The sequence below is a fragment of the Pseudomonas sp. KBS0710 genome (genome assembly GCF_005938045.2).
In the GTDB taxonomy this organism is placed as follows: Bacteria; Pseudomonadota; Gammaproteobacteria; order Pseudomonadales; family Pseudomonadaceae; genus Aquipseudomonas.
This window is the reverse complement of record NZ_VCCF02000001.1, coordinates 587,346-601,198: the sequence shown is the minus strand read 5'-3', so window position 1 is coordinate 601,198 and position 13,853 is coordinate 587,346. Positions and strand designations below refer to the sequence as shown.

The following is a 13,853-nucleotide window of genomic DNA, read 5'->3' as shown; positions in this document are numbered from 1 at the left end:
TCTCCTTACCTTGTCTGGATGGGTCTGGATGGGTCTGGATGAGCAAGCATTGTCTGAACTACGCCAGGGCCACTTCACGCAACTCGCGATAGAAAGCGTCAGGTGATTGCACCTCAACCAGGCGCTGCCCCTTGATCCAAAAAAAGCGTGTCGCTACGCGGTCGATGAACTCGCGGTCATGGGAGGCGAACACACAGGTCGCCTGGTGATGCACCAGTTCTTGCTCGAGCGCTTCCTGCCCCTGGATATCGACGTGGTTGGTCGGTTCATCGAGCAGGTAGAAATTCGGTTGCTCAAGGCGCAGTACCAGCAACAGCAGGCGCACCCGTTGCCCCGCACTCAGCTGCGCGATCGGCCGGTTATGCAGGCCCAGCTCGAAGCCGGTGGACACCAGCAGGGAGGTGGTGCGGTTTTCATGCAGGCGAAAACGCTCGCTGATAAATTGCAAGGGCGTCGCGCTCCCCTCCAGTACTTGCATGCCGTGATCGACGTAGCCGCAGGAGATCGACGGCGGAATACGGATGCCACGTTGCGCGCCCGCGTCGCGGTCGAGCAGCGCAGCGTGGATCGCTTGGATCAGCCGCGTCTTCCCCGCGCCATTACGCCCCAGGATGACCACACGCTCACCCTGCCAGATGCGCAGCTCATCGATACCGAGCAACACTTGGCCGTCGGACGTACGCAATTTGAACTGTTGGAACTCCAGCACCACCTTGGCATGAGTGCCACTGTTGCTCAGTTGAATCTCCCGCGGCTGTTCACGCACGGCACGGGGCAGTGCGTCGGCCAGCGCTTCGATTTTTTTATCCAGCTGGGCGGAGCGCTTGAGCGCCGTGTCACTGTGTTTATTGACGCCGATCTGGCGCAGTTGGTGGGCACTTTTGCGTAAGCGGTCCAGTTGCTTGGTATCGCGCTCGCGGCGGTTTTCTTCGGCGCGGTCCTCCGCCTCCAGCAACTCGACGGCCCTGGAATACGGATGGTTGATGAAGCGCGAACGCAAGGGCCGCACGAACAGCGTCGAGTCCGTCACGTTGTCGAGGAAACGGCGATCGTGGCTGACGATGATCATCGGGGTATCGCCGGCGGTATCCCGCATCCAGCGTTCGAGAACCAGCACTTTTTCAAGGTCGAGAAAGTTGGTGGGTTCGTCCAGCAGGGCAATGTCCGGGTTGCCCAGCCAGGCCCTGGCGATCAGCGCAAAACGCTGCCAGCCGGCACTCAGGTCGGCCAACTGGTACTGGCGAAGGCGTGCCGGCACATTGAGCACGTCGAGAATATAGTCGACCTCCCATTCGCGCGCGGCCAGTTCACTGGGCGGCAACGCCTGTGCCACACATTGCTGGAAAGTGGTGGCCAGCAGCGCGCCGGGCACATGTTGGTCGATATGCGCGATTCGCAGCCCGCGCTGGGTCGACACATGGCCCTGGGAGGGTTCCAATTCGCCGATGATGCATTTGATCAGGGTGGATTTGCCCGCCCCGTTAATGCCCACCACCCCGACTTTTTCCTGGTTGGAGATACGCAGATTCACGTCGCTCACCAGCGGTTGTGTGTAGCCCAGCTCGACATCCTGTAATACAAGTTTGCTCATTTGGCCCTTCTTATCAGTCCGTTCGCCCACTGTCGCAAGCGATGCCGTCGTGGCTTCAGCGCTTGTGGTACATCAATACACAGAGCCTCGAGGTCTTGCCCACGGCATCCGGCGAGATATGTGGAATGCCTTTGTCTCGCACCACGACCCCCTCCTCGTTAATCATCCCGTCGTAGATCATTACGTCACCGCTTTCAGTGCGCAGCAGCACTTCATCGTCGAATTCGTCTTGCAGCCGTTGCAAGGTGATCGGACGCAGGTGCCATAACGACTGCATTGAACGTTTAGGCAGGAAGACGGCACCACCGATGCTGTCCCAACCGGTTTCCAGCAACGAGACAATGGCGGTCTGGCGGCGAGCGTAATACTCATCGGCGTGCAGGGTCGGGGTCAGAGTGAAGAGCACGGACTGCGGATCTTTTGAGATCACAATTGACAGCTGCTCGGTGAACAACTCGGAGCCGGCGGCCTGCGCGCTCTCGAACGCGCGCAGCAGCGTCGTAATAAAGGCGCGGCCAAACTCGCCGCTCTGTTCCAGCAGCTGCTGACGGCTTTTCCACCAGGCCAGGTCGCCTACGGTGCTGTGTTTTTCTTCGTAGCGACGCAGTTCAAGGGTCAGGTGCACATTGCCCTGTGGCGTGTGTTCAACTCCGCTGGCGCGCTGAACGGCCTGCATGATCCTGGTCGGGTCGGTTTCGCTGGTGTCGGCGCCGACCCATTTCCACGGCCAGGCCTCGGACGGCGGCATCGCCTCCAACAGCCGAATCGGCCAGTCAGCAGTTTCGAAAGCCGCGGATAAGGCGTTGGAGGCAAACCCGCCGCGCCACACCAGCAAGGCACGGTGAATGCCATCGCGCGTGGCTACGTCGTCGTTGGCGAGTAACTGCTTCAAATTCGCCGAGGCGTCCAGGTAGTGTTCACAGCCCGGAAACTGATAATCGCGTTTAAACATGAAATGCCCCTGCCAATGGAAGAAGATCCGCGCGGTTCAACGTCGTTGCCGCATCTCGCACCAGTGCCTGGACCAGGCAATGCACACCGCCGTCATCGTCGGCATACTCACTGATGTCAACCGGCACCGTGCGCACCCCCAGGCCCGAGAGGTATTGATTGACGAAGGCGTTTCGCGCATGGGTGACGACTCTGCCGTCACCCAGGTTGAGGGTGTTGCACGCCATGGTGCGACATTCATCCAGCGGCACCGTATGCAGGTGGTAGCCCTGCACCCTGAGCCAGGCCAGATCGGCCGGGTGCAGCGCATCGGTGGCGCACAGCAGGTCGTGCGAGCCAACCACGCCCACAAGGATGTCCAGGTGCCGAAAGGTCGTGGGGTATTCGACGATACGCGCGCTCCAGCCCTCGGCTTCAAACCAGTGCGCAACCTGCTCGGCAGCCGCTCGAGTGGTGCGCACGCCGTTGACGCCGATCAGCACCAGCCCTGGCCGTATGAGCATCACGTCGCCGCCTTCCAGCGAGCCGACACTCACCTGCTGCCAGATGGGGGTCTCGCTGGCCTTGGCGTAGCGCAGCATCGCGTCCTGTTCGGCCTTGCGTGGCGTGAAACCCATGCGGGTGACGAGCAGGCCCCAGGGGGTAATGACGCAACTGTCACGTGTGTAGCACTGGTACGGCAGCTGCGGGTCGGACTCAATGAAACGGCAGACCACGCCCTCATCCGTTAACGCTTGCACCAGGTACCGGTGTTGTTGACTGGCCAATTGCGGCGCCGCAAATACCTGTTTGCCCGGCGTGGGCATGTGCAGGGCAGGCACACACAGCAGGACCTCACGCACGGTGGCGTACTCGCTGTTGGCAAACGCCTTTTTTGTGTCGTTCATAGGGTTCATCCTTGTGGGTCAGCGGCGCGACAGCAGGTCGAGGGCCGGCAGCGTCCAACGGCGGCTTTTGCGACACCAGGACGCGACGACACTTTGCGGGCCGCTGAAGTACTTTTCGCAGTGCTCGGCATCGCGATACGGCGGCCATTGCATCAGTACCCCGTGGGCCGAACGCAACGCGTGAAAAGGCAGGCCCGGCATCAAATGGTGAGCCAGGTGCCAACCGTTGTTGTGGGGATGAATAAACCGCGAGGCCAGATTGCCGGGGTGGTTACGCGTAAAGCTGACGACTGTGCCGGGTACCAGGCCGACGTGATCGGAAATAATCACGAAGCTGATAATCGGGTGGTACACCCCTATTCTCGCCGTCACCCACAAGGCCACGAACAACCCCAGCCCTTGCACGCCCCAGGCAGTCGCAACGCCTGCCAAGGCCACAGCCCACCACGTGGCGGTGGTCAGCCGCTCGCCTGGCGTCATGCGGGCAAGCATGCCAAAGCAGGCCGTGGACAAATTGCTGCGGCCCAGCAACTGCGTACGGTAAGTAGCCCACCAACCCTGGGCAATCAGGGCCTCGTCGTGTAGGTAATCGGTGTCCTTTTGCGGGTCTCCCAGGTGTTGGTGATGCTGCAAGTGCAGGGTGCGATAACGCGACAGCGAAATCAGCATCGGCGGGCACAACAGCCACTTGGCGATGCGGTCGTTGGCTTTGCCGCTGTTGCAGAGCAAGCGGTGCGACGCATCGTGAATCAATACCACCAGCGCGCGCTGTCGATTGCCGATCAGCAATAACGCCGGCAACAGCGCCAGCCAGCCCAGGTTGAACGTCACCAGCATGGCCGCGCCGATCAACAGGTAATCCAGCGCGATTGCCCAGGCGGTGGCCAAGGCTCGGCGCTGCTGAAGGTCTTTGAGCCGGGCCGCATAGCCATGGCTTCTGGCATGACGCCATAGGGCGCCGCTGGAGGTCACATCGTCCGAAGCTGAATTGTCCATAAGTACACACGTCCCGGTGGCGCATACTGCCTGCGCGGTTTCTTATAAGTTGTGATTGCGGCGAAACAGGTTCTGCGGGTCGTAAAGACCTTTGAGGCGCTTGAGCTTTTGGTGGTGATCGCCGTACAGACTGCTCACCTGGTCATCCTTGTCCAGCGGGCTGTAATTGACGTAGCTGCCACAACGGCCATGGGGGTCCAGTTCGCTGGCCACCCCGCGTACCCAGCCCACGTGCGCTGGGTCGTCCGCAGGCGTGGGCCAGCGGGTCGATATCAGTACGCCAAAATTCATCTGCCGGTGGCCGAAGGCAGACTCCTCGCAAGGCATTTCACGGAAGGCACCGTGCAGATGTTCCAGGGTGATAGTGCAACGGGCCGCGCGCGGTGCCTGCTCGTAGTGGGTGATTAACAGGGCAATGTCCGCTGCGGTCAGTTGGGTCAGGTACTTGGCCTTCCAATAACCGCGCATGGGCGGGAGAAAGTTTGCATCGAAGCTGCTTTGCCAGTCGGCAAAGTCCCAGCGGCGGATGTTGTCGGGCTCACAGCCGGCGGCTACCACGGCCAACTCACGCAAACCGTCCGGGCATGCTTCAAAGCCGCAGAAATCAATCGAGAGGTAGGGCTCACCGGCGGCATCGCGCAAGAAAGCCGGCGCGATAGTCAGCTGCGGCGGGCAGCGCTGCAGCATGAATTCAACCAGCCTGGCCAGCACGTCGGGCACCCTGGACCACTGCACCCGATACGCACCGCAACACACGTCGGGCAATCGGTTCAGACGGTAGGTGTAAGACAGCACCACACCAAAATTGCCACCGCCGCCGCGCAGCGCCCATAACAAGTCTTTGTGCGCGCCCTCCCCGGCACGCACAACGCTGCCATCGGCGAGCATGACATCGGCACCGACCAGGTTGTCGCACGTCAACCCATAGGCGCCCACCAGCCAGCCAATCCCGCCGCCGAGGGTAAGGCCACCCAGGCCGGTCTGGCTCACGGTGCCGGTGGGCACTACCCAGCCATGCGGGCACAGGGCCTCATCCAGCGCTTTGAGGGTGGCACCCGGCTGCACATGAACAACGCCATTGGCGGTGTCCAACTGCACCTGCTGGAACGGCGAGAAATCAATCACGATGCCCTGATGGCTGGTGCCCAGGCCGCCGATATGATGACCACCGCCGCGAATCGCCAGCTCCACACCCTGCGCCATGGCAAAGCTGAGCACTTGGCGCAGGCAAGCATGATCCAGCGTGCGCACCAGTGCGGCCGGGTACATATCGTGAAAACGGTTGTAGATCTGTCGCGCTTCGTCGTAATGCGCATCCTGGGGCGTGATGACTTCACAGGGCAACGTGCGCACAAACCGCTCGATCGCCTCCGCGCCTGGTACTGCCTTGGCTTGAGCAACACTCATCGCTGGGCCTCGCGCGCATGGTTAAGGACATTGCTGACCGCATGCTCGACCATACGCTCCCAGGTTTGCGGGGTTTTGGCGGCGGTGTGCGGGGTGATGATGAACTTGTCATCCGGCAATGCCAGCAAGCCCCAGGGATCATCGGCCGGATGCGGCAGCGGCTCGGCGTAGTAACCGTCAAATGCCGCAGCGGCCAATGCACAGGTGTCCAGGGCCAGCTTGAGCGCGTGCGGATCGACCAGCCGCGGACCTGCGGTATTGATCAGCACAGCGGACGCAGGCAACAGTGCAAGACGCGCCGCGTTGATGATGTTTTCGGTCTGGGCGTTGGTCGGCAACGCGAGGATAACCACCTCACTGCGACGCAGCAGGTCATCGAGTGCCATGTAGCTCAAGTTGTGTGCCTGCTCGGCCTCGGGCTTGCGGGTTGTCGAGTGGTAAGCAACCTGCGCGCCAAAGGTGTCACTGAGCATGCCCGCAACGCGCCGACCAATATTGCCCAGGCCAATCACCCCGACTCGCGCCCCCGCCAGCTCGCGGGATACCAATGGCGAAGCCTGCGACTGCTTGACCTCACGGTTTTGTACGCAGATGGCACGGTACACGCACAACAACAGGCCTACGGTCAGCTCAGCGACAGCAGGCGCCATTACTGGCGGTGTGTGCAGGGTCTTGACGCCATGGGTGTGCGCCAACGCTTCGTCGACAAAGGCACCAATCCCCGTGCCGACGAACGATATCAACTCAAGCTTTTTCGCCAGGCCAAATTCGTGCGCGCCAAAGCGCTCCGAACCGCCCAGCAGGTGCACCGACGTATCAGCCAGCTCATCGAGTACCTGCGAGTGGGGCGCATCTCCCGGCAGATGACGGATGTCGTAGCCTGCCGTGCGCAGCGAGGCAAAATGATGAGGCGCGTAACCGTCACCGGTGACTAGAAGTTTTTTCATGTTCATCCCTGACTGTGAATGACCGGATCACGCCATGACCAGGCTGACCAGCAGTTGTCGTTTGTAGCTGGCTTGCTGCGGCAACTCGTCGACGTGCTTGAGGTTCAATACCAACGCGTGCCCGAACAAACGCTGCAGTTGCTGTTGCAGGGCGGTGCTGTCGAGTCGCTGGCAGGCCCCGGTGTGGTACAGCGCCATTTCGTCAACACTCATCTGGTAGAGCCGATAGGCTTCTACCCCATTGCCGGTGCGCATCAGAAAGTCATCGACGATGCCCAATATCGAGGCCGACGGCACCACGCGCCCATCGCGCGCCTGAAACGAGGCATTACGGCGCCCGTGCAAATGCATCAGCGCAGGCGTGTGTGCCGAGCACCCGCAGGGCTCTTGCGCCATCACCGCCAGGTCACCCTGGTTGTAGCGGATCATGGGCATGTGCCATGCCTGCAGATTAGTGCCGACTACCGTGCCGACGCCGTCCGCATCCGGATCAAGGGTTTCAACGTACACACTGCCCTCAAGCACATGGTGGCGTCCGTGGGAGCACTCGAAGGCGATTTGTTCGAGTTCAACGCTGGAATACTCATCGCGCACGGGCATGCCGAAGTAGGCCTCGTACTGGCGGCGTTCCAGGGGCGAGCTTTGCTCCGAATTGGTGGTGATCGCCTCGACCCCGTATTGCTTGAGGTCAACCCCATGGGCGACGAGGGTCGCCAGGTAACTGGGCAAGGTCACCAGCACTTGTGGGCGCAGCACGTCCAGGTGCGCCGCCAATGCCTCCAGCGGGGGCAAATCATTGATCGCAAACGTGCGGTATTGGCCCTGCACCGAAGACAACCACCAGCGCGCATGATGGATGTTGTAAATCCAGCGCTGCGGATCCACCGGCTTACCCAGTGCCTGCTCCAATTGCCACAGGTAGTGGGTCATCGACTCCACGTACTGCTGGTCACCGTACTTCACACTCAACGCCGCGCCGGATGAGCCGGAAGTCCTGGACGTGTAGGACGGCAGTGCAACTGACTGACAGATACGCTCATGCTCGGGACAATCGCGCAAATCCTGCTTGGTGATCACCGGCAACGCCTCAAAATCCGCCAGTGTGCGGATGTCGCCAAGTGTGAAACCTGCTGCCGTATACAGGTTGCGATACAGCACCGTGTTCTGGAATGCGTGATCCACCAAGGCCGACAGCCGTGCAACCATGGACGGCCCTTCCAGCGGTTCACCCCGCGACGCGGCCCGATAGGCCTTGAGCCGGGCCGGGAGCAGGCGCGCTACGCGCTGCTGGTTTTGCAGGGTGTCGTAGGCCTGGCGCGAATAAAACACCTGCTTGGCGTCGGTACGCTGGTTCGTGCTGGCGACCTTGGATAAATAACGGATCGCTTCGATGTCGGCGTGGTGTGCCTGGGTATCGTAGATCGTCATCTTGATCCGGCCTCAGCTACCGAGCGTGGCAGGCACGCCCAACGGCATGATCAGCTTGCGCCCGACAGACAGGCTCAGGCGATCCACTGCATCCGCGAACTTGGCATGGGGTTTGAGCAGGCTGACCCTCAAGTTGTGCTGGTGAGCAGGCACGTGGTGACTGTTCCAATAGAACATTCGCCCCGGCAGCACGGTGATGCCCTGTTGTTCGAACTGTGAGCACACGCGAAAGTCATCCAGACCGGCGAGGCTGCAATCGAGCCATTCGACACTCAAGGAGGAATGGCGCGCACTCAGGTCCACTTCCAGGGTCGAGAGGTCCAGCGCCGCACGCAGTAACTGACGGTGCGTATCAACCGTGCGCCATACCGTTTTATGCAAACCCACTTGGGCGGTAACGCTGAGGAATTTTTCCAGCACCACCAGGGAAAACGCCGAGGTACACAGGAAAATCTCGTTGTAGATACGGTCCATCAGCACACGGTTGTCTTCGGAATAGACCAGCAGGCTGCCTTTCATGTCCAACGTCGGGAACACCTTGCCGGTGTCCTCGATGCAAATGAACGAGACACCGGACTCCACCAGCAACCGGTAGTCGTCAAAGGGGCGACGGTTATGCAGGCGGAAGCTGTTATCAAGGATGACCTTGGTGCCGGTCTGCGCACAGTAATCGACGATGGCGCGAAATTCCGGCTCGCTCAACACTCGCCCGGTGGGGTTGTTAGGGTTGACCAGGAACAGCGCGCGAATACTCTCGTCGAGCACATCCGGGCCTAATCCGTCATGGCGCGCCGCGTCCACCAGCAGATCATCGTAAATGGAGACCAGCTCTACCGAACGGCGTTTCAACAATAAGGCGAGGTTATCGAACGTGGGTTCGATCAGGGCGGTCTTTATATTCAGCTCCGCCAAAAAAGCGCCAACGATATCAATCGAGTTCGATGCCGTAGGGCAAATCTTGAACTGCGTAATGCCGGCCAGTGCAGGCGATCCCGCCAGGGTGGCGTACGCTTGCTTAAACGCAAACTCCAATTGCGGTATTGGCCGAGTCCGCGCTTCACCCCAACACTCCGGCAAACTATTGATAATAGTTTTATAACAGTCATCGACATCTTGGTACGCATGCCCATCCGCCAGACTGTAGTGTGAAGAAAGACCACGAATCTCAATATCGGTGAGCGTTTCTATCGTTTTTTTATGCATAGTAATAGACACACATGGACGTAAGTGAGACAGCAATAGTTCCACTACAGACTGTTTGACCACTCGCACCTGCGACGCATCCGGAATAGCGACGTTATTAGGCGCCACTGTTCACAGGTCTCAGTAACGGAACGAATTAAACAACTCAACGACTAACAGTTCGACAAGCGCACGCGCACGCCTTATTGGCCGAGCGTTATAAACGCGTTTGAAGTAACAACGTCAGACTTCACCGATAAAACGACAAAGTTCTTCAAATGATTGACTGCGGGCAAATACGAAACCCGTACGCCGATCGACCGAAAATGCATCCGCACCGTCCATGACATGGTCGTCGTCGTAGTGTTCCTGGAGAACTTGGATATTGGACGTCACCACCGCCTGCGCGCGCTCTGGGAAGGAAAAGCGAATACCTACCCATTCTTCATGCGCATCGGTTGAAGCTTCGACAGGTGTCCAGGGCAAGCCTGCGCGCAAACGAATGAAGGTTTCTTCAATCTGCACCCCATGCCGGATTTGCACCAGTTCGGGTATCCGGCAGCCGGGCACCCGAGCGGCGGCTTCGATCACCCACAGGTGTTCGTCGGTCATTTTGAATTCGATATGCATGATGCCGTTGGGCATGCCCCACATGGCCGCGATCTTTTCACTGAGCACGCTCAGCGCCTCGACATGCCTGGGCGGGACCGCAACCCCGCTGATGTGGCCGATCTCGAAGCACCCGGGAAAGGGCGATACGAATTTCTTGGTCAACAGTTGCTGGCGCAGGACACCTTGATCAATCACGCATTCCAGGCTGAACTCGGGGCCTTCGACAAACTCCTCGATCAAGGCCTGTCGCTGAAAGTCATAGTTGGTAATCATTGAGCGTTCAAACGCAAAGATCTGCGCCAGCGTGTGCTCCACTTCTTCGACCGTGTCGCACTTGCGGACAAATAGGCTGCTCGCCATATCCACCGGTTTGACGATTACCGGCATGGCAATAGCGGCCCAGTCAAGCGCACGACATGCCTCCATCGAAGCGACCTGCGCCCTGACTTTTGGCTGCGGTATATTCGCCGCCTCAAACGCTTGGCGCATAGCGGCCTTATTGCGCGCCAACTTAATTTTATCAATATCGTTATGGTAAATGCCCAGCCATTTGGCTAACACTTCTGCTGCGACCACAGCAAACTCATTACCGGGAATAACAACATCAAAACGACGATCGCCGATCGCCTCACGCATATCGGCGAGTGCCTCACTTAACTTGTCGACCCGCAGCCACTCATGCAAACCGGAAATACCATCACCCACACCAGAAGAGCGAATGGTCATAATAGTCAGTTGCCAACCATTAACCTTACACAGCTGCGCAATGCGTTGGACCGACCAATCCGCGATGGGATGCATCAAGAGCACATTCATAAGAGTCTTCCGTGATTAGGTTCCAGCTCGACTTCCGTGACTGCGGCCAGTTAAGTAGATCGCTTTGGGAGTGTCAATATGACGCATAGGCTTTTTTTCAAGTGGCCGTCGCCACAGAGCGTCACACCCTCGTAATGACTAGCGTAAACCCGGCCTGCTGGCTGGAATTTAAAAAATCAATAAGTCGATGCAACTAGTTAACAACGGTTAAACCGCACCTTATAAGAAAAGACACGGTGTCAATTATTAGTACTTTATCAAGCACTGACAATATTCAATTGGATGGCCAGGCTGAGAGACGAACAACGCATTGGCACTTTCAAGACGGGAAGTTAAGCAGCGTCACTCTGTACAAGTCCGACCGGCTGCTAAACAGCTGCGCTCGGCCCATGGGCACTCAGCGAATGCGGCGACCATCGGGGTACCGTCGCTCGCCTGCCCCGGGCATTATCACCGAGCGGGCTATGCAGCCTGAGCGCCGGCAAGCCCCCCTCAAATCAAAGGCAAAAAAAAACCCGGAAATCCTCACTTGCGTGGGCCTTCCGGATTTTCTAAACCGCCAAAAATGGTGGGTCGTGTGGGATTCGAACCTACGACCAATTGGTTAAAAGCCAACTGCTCTACCAACTGAGCTAACGACCCGCTGTGTGGTGGCGCGTATAATACTGATTTCTAAGGATTATTCAACACCTTATTTTAAATAAATCAGAAATAACGCGTTGGGTCCGCAATTGCGGCGTTTTCGAAGCCTTCTGCTCGCAGTCTGCAAGCGTCACATTTCCCACAGGCACGGCCGAAATCGTCTGCCTGGTAGCAGGAAACTGTCAGCGCGTAATCGACGCCAAGCCCTACGCCAGCCTTCACGATGTCTGCCTTGCTCATGTTCTGCAGCGGTGCCTGAATGCGAAAGCCCTGCCCTTCTACACCGGCCCTGGTTGCCAGGTTGGCCATACGCTCAAATGCCTCGACGTACTCCGGGCGGCAGTCCGGGTAACCGTTGTAGTCGAGGGCATTGACGCCGATGAAGATGTCGCAGGCCTTCAGTACTTCGGCCCAGCCAAGCGCGAGGGACAGGAATACGGTGTTACGCGCAGGCACGTAGGTGAGCGGAATGCCTTCGCTGGGCGCTTCGGGTACATCGATGCTGCTGTCCGTCAGGGCTGAGCCGCCGATGCCATTGAGGTTGAGGCCGATCACTTTGTGCTCAACCACGCCCAGGTCCCGGGCAACACGCTCGGCGGCGTGCAGTTCGGCGCGGTGGCGTTGGCCGTAGTCGAAACTCAGGGTGTAGCAGCGGTAGCCTTGGGCACGGACCATGGCCACCAGCGTGGCGGAATCGAGACCGCCAGAGAGCAGGATGACCGCGCGCTTTTGCTCGGTCATGTCAGCGCCCCGGCTCATCGTTCCACAGGTATTTGTGCAACTGCAATTGCAGGCGCACCGGCAGGTTGTCCGCTACCACCCAGTCGGCCAGGTCGCGAGCGTTGAGGTCATGGTGGCTCGGCGAGAACAGCACCTCGCCGGCGCGGCGGTCGAGGTTGTACTGGATCAGCTTGGAGGCCGCCCAGTCATAGTCGTCACGCGAACAGATCACGAACTTGACCTGATCGTTGGCCGTCAGCAAGTCCATGTTGTCGTAGAGGTTGCGGTGCGCTTCCTTGGAACCTGGGGTCTTGAGGTCAACCACCCGACTCACCCGCGCGTCGACCGCGGAAATGTCCAGGGCACCGCTGGTTTCCAGTGACACCTCGTAGCCAGCGTCACACAGCCGCTTGAGCAACGGAATGGCATTGGGCTGGGCCAGGGGCTCACCACCGGTCACACAGACGTAACGCGGCTTGAAGCCGGCAACCTGCTCGATGATGTCGTCGAGGGTGCGCACGGTACCGCCGCTGAAGGCGTAGGCGCTGTCACAGTATTGGCAACGCAAAGGGCAGCCGGTCAGCCGTACAAATACGGTAGGCAGGCCAGCGGTGCGCGTTTCACCCTGTAACGAGTAAAAAACTTCGGTAATACGTAATGTGTCTTGCATAGTCGCCACGGGCGTAACAGCTAAACAGGCTGTCCGCCTCCGTCAGGCACTTCAAGGAACCCCGCCAACGCGTAGGCCCCAAAAAGCGTGTTTCATAAAAGGGCGTGGATTCTAACGAAAAAACCCGCGCCAGGCGCGGGTTTCTTCTAAACGGGCTGCATCGCTTACAAGCGCTGCAGATCCCGCTGGGCCAACTGGGCTGCGGAGGTACCCGGATATTGGGCAACCACCTGTTGCAGAATGCCTTTGACCTTGTCGGTATGACCCAGGCGGCGCTCTACATCGGCCAATTTATACAGCGAGTCAGGCACCTTGGCATGCTTTGGGTACAGCTGGCTGACCTTGGCAAATGCCTGGCCTGCCGCTTGCAAATCACCCTTGGCCAGGTTCACCTCACCCAACCAGTACTGGGCATTGCCCGCGTACTGGCTGTTAGGGTACTTGCGCAGGAATGCGGTAAAGGCCTGGCTGGCCTTATCGAAATCCTTGGCTTTGATCAGGTCGAAAGCTGCATCGTAATACAGCTTTTCCTTGGCCGGATCACCCGGTTCGCTGCTGGCGGCAGGCGCTTGGCTGGCCGCCGCTGCGCCTGCTGCTGCACCACCGGCGGCGGCGCTTGGCGCACCACCGGCAGAAGAATTATCAGGAGTTGCGGCAGGTGTTACGCCGGCTCCAATGCGTCGATCAAGATCCTGGTAACGCTCCAGGCCTTCTTGCTTCAGCTGGTTCACTTGGTTCTGCAAGATCTCAATGGTGCCTTGTTGCTGCGACAATTGATCCTGCATACGTTGCAGCTGGTTGAACAGTTCGCCCTGTGCCGAGGGAGCGGCAGTTGCCGGCCCCCCAGCATAGGCGCCGTTCGTGCCATAACCCGCTGGCGGATAACTACTCCCGCTATTGTTATAGCCAGAGTTGCTATCTTCCACAGGAACCGCAGCCCACACCGCAAGCGGTGCGAGGCTGAGAGCCAATACAGTTAGAGCACGACGGCACGTTCGCATGAC

The 13,853-nt window shown here is 59.1% G+C and carries 12 protein-coding genes and 1 tRNA gene; all 13 read right to left on the bottom strand.

Going from position 1 to position 13,853, the window contains the following annotated elements:
- Window positions 1-58 precede the first annotated feature (58 nt).
- Window positions 59-1,591 (bottom strand): ATP-binding cassette domain-containing protein, encoded by a 1,533-nt coding sequence (locus FFI16_RS02815; RefSeq protein ID WP_138814055.1) that lies wholly within the window; start codon window positions 1,589-1,591, stop codon window positions 59-61.
- A gap of 55 nt (window positions 1,592-1,646) precedes the next feature.
- Window positions 1,647-2,543 (bottom strand): hypothetical protein, encoded by an 897-nt coding sequence (locus FFI16_RS02810; RefSeq protein WP_138814054.1) that lies wholly within the window; start codon window positions 2,541-2,543, stop codon window positions 1,647-1,649.
- On the bottom strand, window positions 2,536-3,429 hold the full coding sequence (locus FFI16_RS02805; RefSeq protein ID WP_178112627.1) for a dimethylarginine dimethylaminohydrolase family protein: 894 nt from the start codon (window positions 3,427-3,429) through the stop codon (window positions 2,536-2,538). The genes FFI16_RS02810 and FFI16_RS02805 overlap by 8 nt, the downstream gene beginning before the upstream one ends.
- Window positions 3,430-3,447: 18 nt before the next feature.
- Entirely contained in the window at window positions 3,448-4,425 is a 978-nt protein-coding gene (locus tag FFI16_RS02800; RefSeq protein WP_138814052.1) for a fatty acid desaturase, read from the bottom strand.
- A gap of 42 nt (window positions 4,426-4,467) precedes the next feature.
- On the bottom strand, window positions 4,468-5,832 hold the full coding sequence (locus FFI16_RS02795) for an FAD-binding oxidoreductase (protein WP_138814051.1): 1,365 nt from the start codon (window positions 5,830-5,832) through the stop codon (window positions 4,468-4,470).
- The gene (locus FFI16_RS02790) at window positions 5,829-6,779 is read right to left on the bottom strand and encodes a D-isomer specific 2-hydroxyacid dehydrogenase family protein (RefSeq protein ID WP_178112626.1); all 951 of its coding nucleotides are present in this window, start codon (window positions 6,777-6,779) and stop codon (window positions 5,829-5,831) included. Before FFI16_RS02790 ends, FFI16_RS02795 begins: the two co-directional genes overlap by 4 nt.
- A 27-nt stretch (window positions 6,780-6,806) precedes the next feature.
- Window positions 6,807-8,207 (bottom strand): phenylacetate--CoA ligase family protein, encoded by a 1,401-nt coding sequence (locus FFI16_RS02785; RefSeq protein WP_138814049.1) that lies wholly within the window; start codon window positions 8,205-8,207, stop codon window positions 6,807-6,809.
- A gap of 12 nt (window positions 8,208-8,219) precedes the next feature.
- Window positions 8,220-9,410 (bottom strand): aminotransferase class I/II-fold pyridoxal phosphate-dependent enzyme, encoded by a 1,191-nt coding sequence (locus FFI16_RS02780; protein WP_138814048.1) that lies wholly within the window; start codon window positions 9,408-9,410, stop codon window positions 8,220-8,222.
- A gap of 222 nt (window positions 9,411-9,632) precedes the next feature.
- A complete protein-coding gene (locus tag FFI16_RS02775) occupies window positions 9,633-10,817 on the bottom strand; it encodes an acetyl-CoA carboxylase biotin carboxylase subunit family protein (RefSeq protein ID WP_138814047.1) in 1,185 nt (394 codons plus the stop codon).
- A gap of 566 nt (window positions 10,818-11,383) precedes the next feature.
- Window positions 11,384-11,459: transfer RNA gene (locus tag FFI16_RS02770), tRNA-Lys, on the bottom strand.
- Between the two features lie 63 nt (window positions 11,460-11,522).
- A complete protein-coding gene (gene queC, locus FFI16_RS02765; RefSeq protein WP_138814046.1) occupies window positions 11,523-12,200 on the bottom strand; it encodes a 7-cyano-7-deazaguanine synthase QueC in 678 nt (225 codons plus the stop codon).
- A 1-nt stretch (window position 12,201) separates the two neighbouring features.
- A complete protein-coding gene (gene queE, locus FFI16_RS02760) occupies window positions 12,202-12,849 on the bottom strand; it encodes a 7-carboxy-7-deazaguanine synthase QueE (RefSeq protein WP_017139819.1) in 648 nt (215 codons plus the stop codon).
- A gap of 164 nt (window positions 12,850-13,013) precedes the next feature.
- Window positions 13,014-13,850: a tol-pal system protein YbgF gene (gene ybgF, locus FFI16_RS02755; RefSeq protein ID WP_110621437.1), complete on the bottom strand. Its 837-nt coding sequence runs from the start codon at window positions 13,848-13,850 to the stop codon at window positions 13,014-13,016.
- Window positions 13,851-13,853 lie beyond the last annotated feature (3 nt).